11 protein-coding genes and 3 pseudogenes are annotated in these 14,438 nt (G+C 26.3%); 5 read left to right on the top strand and 9 right to left on the bottom strand.

Features of this window, described 5'->3' with window-relative positions; all coding sequences use genetic code 11:
• From rplR to OC683_RS01365, 4 genes and pseudogenes are all read right to left on the bottom strand, one after another.
• Window positions 1-103, bottom strand: a pseudogene (gene rplR, locus OC683_RS01380) (50S ribosomal protein L18); the annotation flags it as partial.
• A 478-nt stretch (window positions 104-581) separates the two neighbouring features.
• A complete protein-coding gene (gene rpmB / locus OC683_RS01375; protein WP_304514774.1) occupies window positions 582-770 on the bottom strand; it encodes a 50S ribosomal protein L28 in 189 nt (62 codons plus the stop codon).
• Between the two features lie 649 nt (window positions 771-1,419).
• Window positions 1,420-2,181: a Bax inhibitor-1/YccA family membrane protein gene (locus tag OC683_RS01370; RefSeq protein WP_304514773.1), complete on the bottom strand. Its 762-nt coding sequence runs from the start codon at window positions 2,179-2,181 to the stop codon at window positions 1,420-1,422.
• 888 nt (window positions 2,182-3,069) lie between these two features.
• Complete coding sequence (locus OC683_RS01365; protein ID WP_304514772.1) at window positions 3,070-3,573, bottom strand: hypothetical protein; 504 nt, start codon at window positions 3,571-3,573, stop codon at window positions 3,070-3,072.
• A gap of 758 nt (window positions 3,574-4,331) precedes the next feature.
• Here OC683_RS01365 and OC683_RS01360 point away from each other — a divergent pair.
• The 5 genes from OC683_RS01360 to OC683_RS01340 all read left to right on the top strand — a co-directional run bounded on the left by OC683_RS01360 (window position 4,332) and on the right by OC683_RS01340 (window position 8,906).
• Window positions 4,332-5,381, top strand: coding sequence for a metal ABC transporter solute-binding protein, Zn/Mn family (locus OC683_RS01360; protein WP_304514771.1), 1,050 nt, complete (start codon window positions 4,332-4,334; stop codon window positions 5,379-5,381).
• Between the two features lies 1 nt (window position 5,382).
• Window positions 5,383-6,135 (top strand): metal ABC transporter ATP-binding protein, encoded by a 753-nt coding sequence (locus tag OC683_RS01355; protein WP_304514770.1) that lies wholly within the window; start codon window positions 5,383-5,385, stop codon window positions 6,133-6,135.
• On the top strand, window positions 6,132-7,184 hold the full coding sequence (locus tag OC683_RS01350; protein WP_304514769.1) for a metal ABC transporter permease: 1,053 nt from the start codon (window positions 6,132-6,134) through the stop codon (window positions 7,182-7,184). The genes OC683_RS01355 and OC683_RS01350 overlap by 4 nt, the downstream gene beginning before the upstream one ends.
• 3 nt (window positions 7,185-7,187) lie before the next feature.
• Window positions 7,188-8,315, top strand: coding sequence for a metal ABC transporter permease (locus OC683_RS01345; RefSeq protein ID WP_304514768.1), 1,128 nt, complete (start codon window positions 7,188-7,190; stop codon window positions 8,313-8,315).
• Between the two features lie 66 nt (window positions 8,316-8,381).
• A complete protein-coding gene (locus tag OC683_RS01340) occupies window positions 8,382-8,906 on the top strand; it encodes a hypothetical protein (protein ID WP_304514767.1) in 525 nt (174 codons plus the stop codon).
• Window positions 8,907-8,995: 89 nt separating this feature from the next.
• Here the strand turns inward: OC683_RS01340 and OC683_RS01335 are convergent, their stop codons facing one another.
• The 5 genes and pseudogenes from OC683_RS01335 to OC683_RS02475 form a co-directional block, all read right to left on the bottom strand.
• A complete protein-coding gene (locus OC683_RS01335; protein WP_304514766.1) occupies window positions 8,996-10,135 on the bottom strand; it encodes a metallopeptidase TldD-related protein in 1,140 nt (379 codons plus the stop codon).
• Window positions 10,136-10,329: 194 nt separating this feature from the next.
• Window positions 10,330-12,064 (bottom strand): annotated as a pseudogene (ltrA, locus tag OC683_RS01330) (group II intron reverse transcriptase/maturase).
• 590 nt (window positions 12,065-12,654) lie between these two features.
• Window positions 12,655-12,801 carry a hypothetical protein gene (locus tag OC683_RS01325; RefSeq protein ID WP_304514765.1) on the bottom strand — a complete coding sequence of 49 codons (147 nt, stop codon included), beginning with the start codon at window positions 12,799-12,801 and terminating at the stop codon, window positions 12,655-12,657.
• A 14-nt stretch (window positions 12,802-12,815) separates the two neighbouring features.
• Window positions 12,816-14,183 carry a TldD/PmbA family protein gene (locus tag OC683_RS01320; protein ID WP_304514764.1) on the bottom strand — a complete coding sequence of 456 codons (1,368 nt, stop codon included), beginning with the start codon at window positions 14,181-14,183 and terminating at the stop codon, window positions 12,816-12,818.
• Window positions 14,149-14,438, bottom strand: a pseudogene (locus tag OC683_RS02475) (hypothetical protein); the annotation flags it as partial. The pseudogene OC683_RS02475 and the gene OC683_RS01320, both read right to left, overlap by 35 nt.

Here is a 14,438-nt window from a genome sequence, read left to right as displayed (position 1 = left end):
AAGAGACATTTAAACGGGGTTTTTGTGAACTACCTACAATTTTTTTTCTTAAACGTAAATGACGTTTTCGTCTTAAAAGTTGAGAAGATTCTTTTTTAATCATAAACCGAATAAATTCCTTTTTTATATTACCTATTTATTATTATTTTAATTGACTAAATATATACATATTTTATGTTTTAATTGAATTAATTTTAATAATTTTTTTTTTATGAATGGGGACTACAAAATTTTTTCTTCATAGGGCCCAAAATAGACTAGGATCTAGCCTAATATCCCTAAAAATATCAATATTTTTTTGGTCTTATATGTATAAAATTTTTGCAATATTTTTTATTTCTTTTAAAAAAAACACAAAAAGATCAACTAAAAAAGTTGATCTATCATATTAACAAATTATTATTAATTGTAATATTTGTAGGAAATAATAAAAAAAGTGAAACCTAATATCTTCAAAACAAGATCAAAAATCTTGAAAATTGTATGAAATAATTATCCTTATTCTTGATTATAATTAATCCAAAACATTTTAATTCTATTAATTTTATTAAAAATAAAAAACACTTATAATATACAAAAAATTATACTCTTCGCAAATTCATTTTTTTTAAAGCACGAACAGATATAAAAACTTTTTTAACTTGACCGTGATCCTCAATAATGCGAATTTTTTGCAAATTAGCCTTCCATTTTCTTTTATTAGCATTCATAGCATGACTACGTTTATTACCGCATAAAATAGCTTTACCTGTTAAATAACATTTGGCCATTTAATATTTACTCCTTTTATTTTTTATATAAATTAAATTAATAATAATAATTTTAACAATTTTTTAGTAAATTATTCAAATTAACTTATTAATAAACAATGTATCTAATACAGATGGATTAATTGCGTTTTATTTAAAATCAGCCCCCCGTCCAAACCGGACAAGCAAGTTTCCCAGTATCCGGCTTTCCCTAATTTACTCTCTTGCGAGAACTAATTTCCCCTTGCGGTTAATTAGCTATTTATTCTTATCGTTCTTATTCTTTATGATATCATTTATTTGTTGATTTGTCACTTTTCGATGACAGTCTTTACACAATGCCTTTGTTCTTTTATTCATGACACTACGGTGGCTCGCATTGCGAATTGTACCAATGTGGTGAATTTGGAGTTGAGTTGTTCTATCACAGTTCTCGCAACGTTCCGCTTTTAGGCGGTCAGTTAGATGTGTACGCCTTTGGAATATAAATCTATTAATGGCGCTATTAGGATTTTCCTAATAGTTACGCATTTTTTTAATTTTATCCCAAGAGTAAACATCCCATGGTTCATATTGAGTTTTTTCTTTATTATTATAAAAGATCCCCCAAGTTGAACCTATATTGAATTTCTGTTAACTTTTTAATATTTATTATTAATTATTAAATAATTTATCTTTTATTTTCTTGATAATCGATAAATCTCAACAACAAAATAACAAAATCTAGAAATAAATTAATTAAAATTATGTGAAAAGAAAAAGCCAAAGCCCACTCATACTTTTTATCTAAACGTTTTTTAATTAAACATTCTACTGCAGCAAAATTTCTAGACAACTCTAAAGAACCAATAAAAATGCTAACAATAGTAATTATGAATCCTAAAAAACTACTTTGTATAAAAACATTTATACTCGCAAAAAACATTAACAAGATAATTAATATAAGTAGAAAAAATTTTAATTTATAATTAACTTTTACAACTCCTAAAGAATATAAAAGATTCATAAACACAAACAAAACACAAACACATATTAAAGCAAATGCCAAAATAGATAACAAACCCGAATAATGAACATTTACTACACTAAAAGAGCTGCCCATAAATATTCCTTGAAATAAGGCATATAAAATAGAAACTGTTTTCAAACTATTATATTTAACAAAACCACTATAAAAAGCCAAAACCAAACTTATACTAAAAGAGGATAATATAGACACGAAAGACAAATTTAACTGAATAGGTAATGAAAAAATAGATAAAAAATAAAAATACGATAGACCACTACATAAACTAATTATAAGCAAAAACAAAGTTTTAATAACAATGCCTAATCTATTAGAATAATCATTTGTAAAATAATTATTTTTCATTTGAGTTTTAGAAACATTAATAATATTGGTTAAAATAAAATTTTTATCTCGTTTAATCATTTTAATAAATATTTAAAAACCCTTTCTATTTATTTTTTATAATTAATTAGTGTAAAAAAAATAACTCTTAAAAACAATAATAACAAAATCAAAAGAAATTAACAATGAATTAAATTGGAATAATTAACTATTTATTTTTAAGATACGGATAGATTAATTGCGTTTTATAAAACGATTTGTATTTGTTGTTTTATTGACAATCAGCCCCCGTTCAAACGATGCGAGCAAGTTTCCCAGAACACCGCTTCCCCTAATTTATTCTCTTGCGAAAACTAATTCTGCCTTGTGGCTAAATTAGCTATTTATTATTATTGTTCTTATTCTGTCTAATATCATGTATTTGTTGATTGTATTATCTTCTGATGACAATCTTCTTTACACAATACCTTTTTCCGAGCAATTTTCGAAATTACATCAATTTTCCTTCTTAGGCCATTTCAGGCTTCTCCGTAGAATCATTCGGTGGCAGGGTCTTCTTGACTAATTTACTTTCGTTGCAACCCCTATTTTATGGTCTGCTATAATCTGACATTCTTTCGTCTTTCAGACCGACCATCTCCTTTCAGAGTTTATCAACCCTGGCTATTGGTTAAATAGCAAGAAATTTAGGCCTCTTGGGTGCCCCCATCGATTTCGATAAATATTCTTTAAATTTAAAATATTTTATCCTTTATAATTATATATCAATAACTTCCATAAAATTTATATTATTTTTTAATTCATAAGAAAGAAATTAATTGCTCTTTTAAAATATTAAAAACTTATTTATAAATAATTTATATAAATACAATTTAATTTGTCTCAAATGAAAAAAGGCTATTTTTTTAAAATAGCCAAAAATTATATAATTGATCTTTAAATTTCTAAAATCTCATAATCTGTTTTAAACTAAATATTTTTTTGAACAGGGAAATATTCGATTTTTAATAATTTCCATTTATTTTCTTGAGGCAAATTTTGATATAAGCTTTCTTCTAATTCTTGCCCAGTCTTAACATTAACATAACAATTAAGCCTAAAATTTTTATCAACATCCTCATACATAATATTAGTATTACCTTTTGCATCTATCTCGTTAACATAACCTAAAAACTTAAATTCAATATCAATTCCATTAATTTTTCTAATTAAAATAGATGATTCATTTACTTTATTCAAGTTTTTAAAATTTTTATCTAAAGATTCATCAAGTTTATCAAGATTTGCTTGAGGTTTATCAATATGTTTAGATAAATATGATTCATTCCAAGATTTATTTAGTAAATTTTTTTTAGCATAATACAATTTAGATACAAAATTGATAACAGAAATTATAGCAAAAAACAAAAAAATAATTAATAAAACCACTATAAAACCAGAAAAATGATTTATTTTTTTAGATTTTAAAATCATTTTTTAACCTCTTATCTATTAACAATATTTTTAATTAAACAAACATAAAAACGAAAAAATAATTATTTTTTTCGGAATATTATTGTTGTATAAATGAAATATTTTAATTATAATATGAAATTTTTTAATAAAATTTGTTGGAAAAAACATTTTTATTTTTTTCAAAAATTATAATAAAGTTACCGAGTTATTAATTTTAAATAAAAATTTATTAGAATAATTTAAAAAATGTTTCTCCAAATATTACATAAAAATTATAAATTATAGAACAACCAAATTATACCATATTTATAATCTAATAATTTTCAAAAATAACTCCAAAATTAAAAAATAATATTCCCTTATAGAGTTATAAAAAGTAATTATTTCTGGACATATTTCGATAATTAATAAATATTTAAACATAATAAAATTCTAAAATATAATATAATGAAATTTGACATTAACATAGATATATGTTAAAATTATTTTAAAAAAATATTATAGTTTTATTTTTTAATTCACAATAACTATAATAGTATAAACGGATATTTTAATTATTTTAAATAAATAATAATATAAAATTGATATAACCAAAATCATTTTTTAAGAATTTAATAGATTTAGAATTAATAATTACAATGAAAATATCTAAAAAATTAATAATATAAAAAAATTAACTTAAATTAAATATATATGAATTTTGTAATACAAAATTAATAATCAAATTTAGAAAGGTTTATTAAATTTAAAAAATTAAATTTAGGTTCAGATTAAAAATGAAAAATTTTTTACCTAAAAATAATCGTATTTGGTTTATATTTATGTTTTTCATAACTATAATAACCAGTTATATTGTTTTTTACTCAATTTCAGTTTATCCTAATAAAAACATAGATGAAGGAATAATTATTACTTCTACAACTAATTTATTAGATGATTTAGTTAATCATTTAATAGGAAATGTAGATGAAAAAGAAAATCCACCAGATAAAAAATATCAAAAAATCGAAAATATTAAAACTTATGTTTTAATGGGACCAGGAGTAGATCCTCACAATTATAAAATGAAACAATCCGACAGAATGGCTATAAAAAAAGCTGATTTAATTATAACTAACGGATTACACTTAGAATCTAAAATGATAGATTCCTTTCCTTTAATCACTCCTAAATCTAATATATGGTACGCTTCTCAAGCTATTAAAGATGATCAACTAATTATAGATGAAACAACAAGCCAAAAAGATCCTCATATTTGGTTTAGTATTGAATTATGGCAACAAGTATTAAAAAATTTAAAAGAAAAATTAAAATCAAAATTATCTAAATCACAAGATCAAGAATTACTAGAAAACAATTTTAATTTATATATGGAACAATTAGATCATTTAAAAAAAAATACTGAAGAAAAATTCAAAAATAAAGATATTATACTTATTACAGCTCATGATGCTTTTTCTTATTTAGCTAAAGAAAATAAATTTAAAGGATTATATTCTATACAAGGAATATCAACACAAACCGAAACTTCTCCTCGTGATATCGAAAAAATAGCTGACATTATAATACAATACAAAGTTAAAGCTATCTTTATAGAATCATCGGTTCCACACAACTATCTCGATAGTTTAATAGAAGCAGTCACCAATCGTAAACCTATTTTTAAAATAAAAATTAGTGACCAAGAATTATATTCTGATTCGTTAGGTACCCAAAAAGATTCAAATTATAAACAATTGCCAGGAACAAATCAATATTTTCAAATGTCAAGTTATATAGGAGCTTTTTTACATAATATCGATATTATTAGTCAGGAGTTAACATAAAATGAAAATGTCAGAAATAGCGATCCAAATAAAAGATTTAACTGTTTCTTATCAATATCAAAAACCTGTTCTATGGGATATAGATTTAGAAATTAAAAAAGGATCTTTTACTGCTATATTAGGCCCTAACGGGGCCGGTAAATCAACTTTAATAAAAACTATAATAGAATTAATTCCAAAGCTCTCAGGAGAAATTTTATTTTTTGGCAAACCATACAAACATCTACAAAAAAAAATAGTTTATGTTCCGCAAAGAAATGAAGCTTACTGGAATTTTCCTACAACAGTTCTAGATATAGTTTTAATGGGAAGATACGGACATCTAGGATGGTTCAAAAGGCCAACCGAACAAGATAAAAACATTGCTAAACAAGCTTTAAAAGAAGTAGATATGTTATCTTTTCAAAACCGTCAAATTTCAGAATTATCGGGAGGTCAACAACAAAGAGTTTTTTTAGCTAGATCATTAGCGCAACAAGGAGAAATTTATTTGTTAGATGAACCTTTACAAGGAATCGATATACAAACAGAAAAAAAAATCATTTCCATTTTACAAAAATTAAAAAAAGAAGGTAAAACGATTATCGCAATACACCACGATTTAACAACAGTTGAACAATATTTTGATCATATTATTTTACTTAATTTATATAAAATAGCAAGTGGCGAAACTATAAAATGTTTTACATTAGATAATATAAATAAAACTTTTCGAAATACTTCGAAAGGACGGAAAATAACAAAAATATTATGAATATTACAACGTTTTGGAACTATACCAATATCAAGCTTTTGACAGGTGCTTCTTTATTGGGTTGCGCTTCAGGAATCATAGGTATTATTATGATTTTTCGCAAACAATGTTTACTAGGTGACACTATTGCGCACACTATTTTGCCCGGAATTGTAGTAATGTATTTGATAACTCAAAAAACAAATGAATGGGTTTTGTGGATAGGCGCTTTTATATCTTCAATAATGGCCATAGGATTAATAGAATTAATCAAAAAATATTCTAGCTTGCCAATAGATGCAATTTTATCACTAATTTTATCCTCTTTATTCGGATTAGGTAATATTTTAATATCTCTAGCTCAAAAAATATCTGCCAATAATAAAATTGCTGTTTTAGAAAAATTTATATTAGGACAAATAGCTCTTATTTCTTATAATAATGTCATCTATATAACAATAGTTACTATTATTACTAGCATAATTATTATAATTTTATGGAAAGAATTTAAAATATTCATCTTTGATCCGATCTTTACCCGTAGTATTGGCTTTAATATTAAATTAATCAATTTTATTTTAAATATATTGTTAATAAGTATTATTATAATTAGTTTGAAATTAATGGGGGTTATTTTAACTAGTTCATTTATAACTTTACCCGGAATCATTTCTCTAAAATTTAGTAATAAACTTAATATTAACGCTATTTTATCGGCTATAATAACTGCTATCGTAAGCTTAATAGGTATTTTTATTAGTTACCAAATACCCAATATGCCTACAGGACCTATTATTATTATAATTACTGATATTTTAATCATAGCTACACTCTTATTAGCGCCAAAAAAAAGTTTAATTACAAAATATATAAAACAAAAAAAATATCTCAAAAATCTTAAAAAATTCAAATCATTAATTAATATTTATTTAAAAAATAAATGTAGCAAAGATCTTAATTTAGAAAAATTTTTATTCCAACAAAAATATCTTATTTGTAGAAATAAACAAATTATGATTACTTCAAAAGGTAAAAGAGTTATTCAAAAATTAATCAATAAGGAATGTTAACAAATGATAATACAATTTTTAAATAAAATCGCTACAAAATTTGAATGGGATGTATTTTTAATCTTAACCATAACTTCCCTAGCTTTAGCTAGTTTAGGTATTTTTTTAGTCTTAAAAAAAATGACTATGACAGTGGATGCTATCAGTCATACAGTATTATTAGGTATCGTTTTAGCTTTTTTAATAACTAAAAACTTAAATTCACCATTATTAATTATAGGAGCTATTTTAACCGGTTTAATTACTGTTATTTTCATAGAAATACTAAAAAAACATGCTCAAATTTCATCAGACGGAGCTATTAACATAATTTTAACTTTTTTATTTTCCATAGCTATTATTATAATCAATAATTATACACGTAACGTACATATAGATACAGATGCAGTATTTTTAGGAAATGTAGAATTAATTCATATAAAACAAATATATAAAATATTTCCGATTCTTATCATTAACATAATTTATATTTTTTTATTTTTTAAAGAAATTAAAATTTTTATTTTTGACCCATGTTTATGTGCATTATTAGGATTTTCTACAATAATTATTAATTACTTATTAATGACTTTAGTTTCTGTAACAGTAGTCGTTTGTTTTGATATTGTTGGTTCTATTATGGTAATATCTTGTATGATAGGGCCAGCTATGACTGCTATTCTTTTAACATCTAATTTATTGTCTGGTTTTTTGCTATCTTTATGGATCAGTTTAATAAATACTTATTTAGGATACTTTTTAGGAATCTTATGGGATATACCAATAGCTAGTTTAATAGCTATTATTACCTTAATACATTTCTTATTAGTTTTAATTTGTGAAAAAAGAAAAGGTATAATAATAACAATTATACAAAATCATAAACAGAAAAAAAATTTATTAATGTTAAATTTATTAATTCATTTAGAAAATCATCAAAATCAACCATTTAAACAACAATTAACCATTATACAAAAAGATTTAAAATGGAATAATAAAATTTTTAACAAATGTATAGAACAAGCTTTTAAAAATAGCTATATTATTTACAATAAAAATAATCAAATAACAATTAGCCCTTTGGGAAAAAATTTTATCCAATCGCAACAACAAGATAATAATTTTCTTTACTTTAAAAAGAAAAAATGTTAGAATTAAATTGTCCATAGATAAAAATAATGCTAGAAGAATTAAAAATTAAAAAAGGAGGCTATTTTTTTGTTAAAAATTATAAAAAATAGTATTTTATTCTTCTTAGTTAGTTTAGCTTGTTTATTAACCATTTTCAATATAAACAATGCCAAAATGTCTATAAAAGCTTATGATGATGGTTTGTATTTCGACCAATTGTCACGCGCATCTGATGATAAAAAAGAAAAAGTTTTATCTTTAACTCAACATTTGATAACAAAAGATAATGTTAAAAAATTATCATCCACAGTTAAAGAAGCATTAAACTTATTCTTAACTAAAGTATTCCAAGGAACTTTTGGAATCCAAATATGGGATTCCGATGATCCAAATTTTTCTAAATTCGCTAATTTTGCTTGTGATAAAGATTTACCAGGTGAATATTATAAAACTATATTACCTAATGAAATACAAACTTATTATACAACAAAAATTATAAAATTAATCGACTCCGAAGCAGATACTACTTATTCAGATGAAATTACAAAAGTAATTACAAGTGATTACATATCAGGACAAGTACAAAAAGCTATCGTAGATTTAACAAACTAACTTAAAATAAATAAACTATTTATAGCCTAAAAAGCTATAAATAGTTTTTTTTATTTTATTATTTGATTTAAAATATAATATACAGAATTTTAACTACCTGATATATTTAACAAACCAACATATACACTAGAACTACCAAATCCAGAAATTTGAAATTTAAAATCATTAGCAATATCTTGAATATTGTTTAATAAATCAAAAAAATTACCAGAAACAACGACCATATTAAAAGGATTTTTTATAAAACCATTCTTAATACAAAAACCTGAAGCTTGCAAACTAAATGAACCACTTATCTCATCTATACCTGCGTGACAACCTACTATAGAATTAACATAAATACCATTCTTAACAGCATATAATAATTCAGGTAAAGATTTATTTCCTGATTTTAAATAACAATTGCTCATAGAAATAGAACCGTTAAAACTATTCCCTTCCGGCAAGACATTAAAAATTTTAGCAGTTTGTAAATTATGAATAAAATTATTTAAAATTCCTTTAGTAATAATAGGTTTAGCTCGACAAGCGACTCCTTCATCGTCAAAAATCGGATTAAAAAAAGCTGTTGAAATAAAAGGATCATCTATAATAGTAACTTTAGGATTAGCCACTAATTTACCTTGGCTATGTTGATATTTACTTAAATTACGATAAACATATAAAGCGTTAAAAACATTTTGAAAATTTGATAATAATTCCGAAAAAACTTCATTTGAAAAAATTACACGATAAAATTTAGATGGTAAAGTTTTAGCACCAATTTTGCTTTCTCCTAATGTTAATATATTTTTAACATACATAGAAAGTTTAAAATCTTCGAATTTTTTAACAGGAAAAGATTTATCAACTTCTTCTTCTTGAATTTGATTATTACCAAAAACACAATTAGCTTCTAATAAAGCATAACTATTGCATTGTTGTAATTTTAATCCTAAAGAATTAACTATTTTTTGACACCAAAAAATTTCACTATACAATAAATTACATTTTTTAGTAAAATACTGACTAACTAATAATTGTTGATAAAATTTTCGCAATAATTTAATTTTATGATCGCAAGGTATGGAATCAAAATTAAAATTATCTTCTATAATATTGTTATATTGTGGAGATCCTGAAAACAAAAAATCTTGTTCATTAAAATTTAAAATCCTTATTTTTTCTTTTAAACGCTTTAAAATTTTATCTATTACAACATCATCATTTAAATCATCTATTTTTTCCAAATAAATAGAATTTTTTTTATTTTTAAATAAACCATGAATAAGAATACGGATAGATTAATCGCGTTTTATCCAGCGATTTGTATTTGCTGTTTTATTTACGATCAGCCCCCGTCCAAACGGTGCGAGCAAGTTTCCAAGCACACCGCTTTCCATAATTTACTCTCTTTCGAGAACTAATTTCCCCTCACGGTTGATTAGCTATTTATTCCTATTGTTCTTATTTTTCTGATATCATGTATTTGTTGGTTGGTTATCTTCCGATGACAAACCTTACACAATACCTTTGTTCTCTTATTCATGATACTTTGGTGATTCGCATTGCGAATTGTGCCAACGTGATGAATTTGAAGTTGGGTTGTTTTGTCGCAGTTTTCACAACGTTCCGCCTTTAAACGGTCAGTTAGATTCGTACGACCATGGAATATATATTTATTAATGATAACATCTGGATTCTCCTTATAGTTACGCATTTTTTTAATTTTATTCCAAGAGTGAACTTCCCATGGTTCGTATTGGATTTTCCCTTTACTGAGGTAAGAAATAGCCCAAGTTGAACCTATATTTAGTTTCTTTCGAACTCTGGCAATTGATGTTTTTTGTTTTCTTGCCAATGTTTTCAAACAGCTATATTCAGCTAGATAATTTAAATGGGTTAAAACACCTAGATTGTTAGCTAAACAGAAGTATCGGGTAAATTCCTCGGACAATTGTTTTATAGGTACGGATTATTTCTAATTCGTCTCTATCCGCTAATGTTTCGTCGTGTTTCACCTTTCCCTGTTTTAACCAATTGTATTCATATCCATATTCTTCGGCATTCGCTTTGGGAATTTGGATTTGGACCTTGCCATTTAGAGAATTCTTTGTGACTTTCTCTTTTCGACTTTTATTGGTGGGGTTTACCTTTATCATATAGGATAAAAACCTTATCCCTTTGTTAGCTTTCACAATTTTTGATTTGTCCTTATTGATAGTAAGTTTTAAATCTTGTTCTAGCCATTGCGTGACTTGATTCTTAACCCTTTCAGCTTTGTCATACTCGCCTTTGACACCAATGATAAAATCATCAGCGTAGCGGATATATTCAACTCTTGGATTTGGATTTAGATTGATAGAACTATCAATCCCCAGTTTATGGTGCTGGTTTTTAAACCATGCTTTCCGATATTCCGGATTTTTCTTCCTAATCGGCTTCCCTTCTTTAATCAGTTCCTCCATTTTCAGATCGATGTAATGTAAGTATACATTCGCCAACAAAGGGGAAATAATTCCTCCTTGGGGAGAACCTGATAAAGATTCGTACTTAATACCGTCCTTCATGAAACCGGCTTTCAACCATTTGTTAATAGTTGAGAGGGTTTTATTCTTTCTGATGAACTGATTTAAGGTCCTCATGAAAATCTCGTGATTGATCGTATCAAAGTAACCTTTTAGGTCGATTTTGACAATGTAATCGATTCCTTGAAATCTTTGTCTGACGCGTTTGATGGCTTCATGACAAGATTTTTTGGTTCTGAATCCAAAGCTCCATTCCGAGAAAATTCCCTCAAAATAAGGAGTTAAGAGTTGTTCCAGGCATTTTTGTATCAACCTGTCCTTGATGGTAGGTAAGCCCAGGGGTCTGGTTTTTTTATTATCATTGGGAATAAAAACTCTTTTAACTGGTTTCGGGTTATAACCATTGTTAACGTATTCCTGATGGTATCTTTCTAATCTTTCAAGATCAATCCCATCAATGGTTTTATCATCAATTCCTGGAGTACCCGCTCCTTTGTTAGCGGCAATTCTATTGAGTGCCGTTAACGTGTTATAAAAGTTATTCATTCCCTGCTGTAGTTCTCTTTTTAGAGAGTAACCATTTGATGAACAATATTGAATTTTATTCAATGTTCGCAAAAGTTTAGTTTCTGGTGAAACCGTTGTTGACATAATTTATCAACTCCCTTCTCGATGTCATTGAATAAATAGTAAATTACTTTCTTCTTTCGCCCTATAAGAGTAATTAACTCTCATCTTGGTAAGACGATTAACTAAATTATTCCAGATTTAGGTTTACCCTTACGACTATTAAGAAGATGCTTTATCCTTGACCGTCCGGGCTTTTATTTCCGGATTTGTAAATCTAATTACTTAGTTTTAGGATTCTCCAAGTTACACTAAATTTCTACCTTAATTCTTTAGGGGAAGTATCCTCTTTGACGAGGCTGATTCCAGGTTTCTTTATCTGATAAACTACTCAATACTAGTTATCTATATTAGTAGTCTCTGGACTGTCCGTTTAAGCAACTTTCGAACAGGTCTTTAAATTACCTCAATTTCCCTTCTTAGGCCATTTCAGGCTTCTCCATGGAATTATTTGGTGGCGAAGTCCTCTTGACTAATTTGCTTTCGTCGCAACCCGCTTTTATAGTCTGCTATAATCTGACATTTTTTCATCTGTCTGACCGACCATACCCTTTCAGAGTTTATCGACCCTGGTTATTGGTTAAATAACACGAAATTTAGGCATCTTTGGCGCCCTAACTAGTTAAATGATTAGCTGTAAATTGTTCTATATGTCCATCTTCTAAATTAATATTAAACTTTCTTTCTTCATATCTTACAATCTCTAACCCATCTAAACCTTGTAATTTACTTTTTTGAAACCATTTCTGATAATTAATCATATCTTCACCTTTAATCAACTGCCACTAACAAACATTTCTTTTATACGAATAGTGGGTTGCCCTAAATCTACAGGAATATCTCCTGAAATAGATCCGCAATAACCTTGCGCCAATTGAACATCTTTGCCAACACGATCAATTTTCAATAAAATATCTTGTCCTTTGCCAATCAACATCATACCCTTAATAGGAGTAGTAAGTTGACCATTTTGAATTAAATAACCAATATTAACCATAAAATTAAATTCTCCTGTATTGGGATCAACAGTTCCACCTCCCAAATATTTAGCATAAAAACCATAATCTGTGTCTCTAATAATTTGTTCAGGATCATGCGGTCCTGCAGCAATATAAGTAGAGTTCATACGCGAAGTAGGTGAATACTTATAAGATTCTCGTCGACCAGAACCTGTGGGCGGCATATTTAATTTATAACCGTTACGCATATCTACTAAATAAGATTTCAAAATACCATTACTAATTAAAAGATTTTTTTGTGTTAAATTACCTTCATCATCAATTTTGGTTGACCCCCAAGCTCCAGGTATACAACCATGATCCACAGCGGTCACCAGAGAAGAAGCTATTTTTTTGCCAATTTTATTAGAAAAAGGCGATAATCCTCTAGCAACTGATGTTGCTTCTAAAGAATGTCCGCATGCTTCATGAAAAATAACTCCGCCTGAACCATTATTAATCACAACAGTCATCATTTGAGCCTTAATTTCTTGTGCCGATAACATCTCAATAGATTGTTTTGCTACTTGTTGAGATATTTCTTGTAAATTTAAAGAATTTAAAAAAAATCCAGTAGACCCTTTTCCAAAACTTCTACTAAATTCTTGTATATTAGAATCACTTTTAGCCACAGAAGTTAAAATTAAATTAACATAAGAACGATTATCACAACGAGAAATACCTCGACTATTCACTATCCAAACTTTTTGGAATTTATCTTCTAAATTCACTAAACTTTTAATTATTCGAGAGTCTGTCTGACGAATTACACGAGAACAATATAGCATTTTATCAATTTTTTGTTGCCAAGTAATATCATCACAAATTTTTTGTGAGATATTCGGTTCAAAATCAAAATTTTTAGAAAAAATTTTAGTTTTATTTTTTAATAAATTTTTATATTTCAAAATTAAATCTACAATATGTTGATAAATTATTTCATTAGTATATAAATAAATTTCTTGATTATTAATTAGTAATCGAATACCTAAACCATAAATATGATGTTCTATAGAACTTACTACATTTTGATCAATAACTTTCCATAAGTTAGACAAAGTATCTTCGAAAAAAAATTCAACAAAATCAATTCCTTCTCCCAAAGATAAATTAAAAATCTTTTGAATTTCTTCGATATTTAACATACAATAATTTTCTTCTTTCTTTGTTAATGTGTTTTTTAACGATAACAATTTTCACATAACAGGGATATTTTGTTTCTTTTTCACATAATTGGCTAATACTTAGCAAATTATGCTTAAGTCCTTCAACAAAAGGCAAAATACCTTTAATAGTAGTTTCTGTTCTAGCGATTTCAGCTCCATTTAAACGACCTTTGAGGCTAATTTTAATCCCCTTCAATCCTGCTTTTAAAGCTGTTTGAATATGCATTTTTTGAA

Source organism: Candidatus Phytoplasma crotalariae (assembly GCF_030586865.1).
GTDB classification, from domain to species: Bacteria; Bacillota_I; Bacilli_A; order Acholeplasmatales; family Acholeplasmataceae; genus Phytoplasma; species Phytoplasma citri.
Note: the sequence above shows the minus strand (reverse complement) of the source record. Positions and strands in the feature narration are given on the sequence as shown.

Coding starts and splice junctions, on each gene's coding strand:
- OC683_RS01320 (WP_304514764.1), bottom strand. CDS start 14,183: ATGTTAAATATCGAAGAAATTCAAAAGATTTTTAATTTATCTTTGGGA.
- OC683_RS01370 (WP_304514773.1), bottom strand. CDS start 2,181: ATGATTAAACGAGATAAAAATTTTATTTTAACCAATATTATTAATGTT.
- OC683_RS01325 (WP_304514765.1), bottom strand. CDS start 12,801: ATGATTAATTATCAGAAATGGTTTCAAAAAAGTAAATTACAAGGTTTA.
- rpmB (WP_304514774.1), bottom strand. CDS start 770: ATGGCCAAATGTTATTTAACAGGTAAAGCTATTTTATGCGGTAATAAA.
- OC683_RS01360 (WP_304514771.1), top strand. CDS start 4,332: ATGAAAAATTTTTTACCTAAAAATAATCGTATTTGGTTTATATTTATG.
- OC683_RS01345 (WP_304514768.1), top strand. CDS start 7,188: ATGATAATACAATTTTTAAATAAAATCGCTACAAAATTTGAATGGGAT.
- OC683_RS01350 (WP_304514769.1), top strand. CDS start 6,132: ATGAATATTACAACGTTTTGGAACTATACCAATATCAAGCTTTTGACA.
- OC683_RS01365 (WP_304514772.1), bottom strand. CDS start 3,573: ATGATTTTAAAATCTAAAAAAATAAATCATTTTTCTGGTTTTATAGTG.
- OC683_RS01355 (WP_304514770.1), top strand. CDS start 5,383: ATGAAAATGTCAGAAATAGCGATCCAAATAAAAGATTTAACTGTTTCT.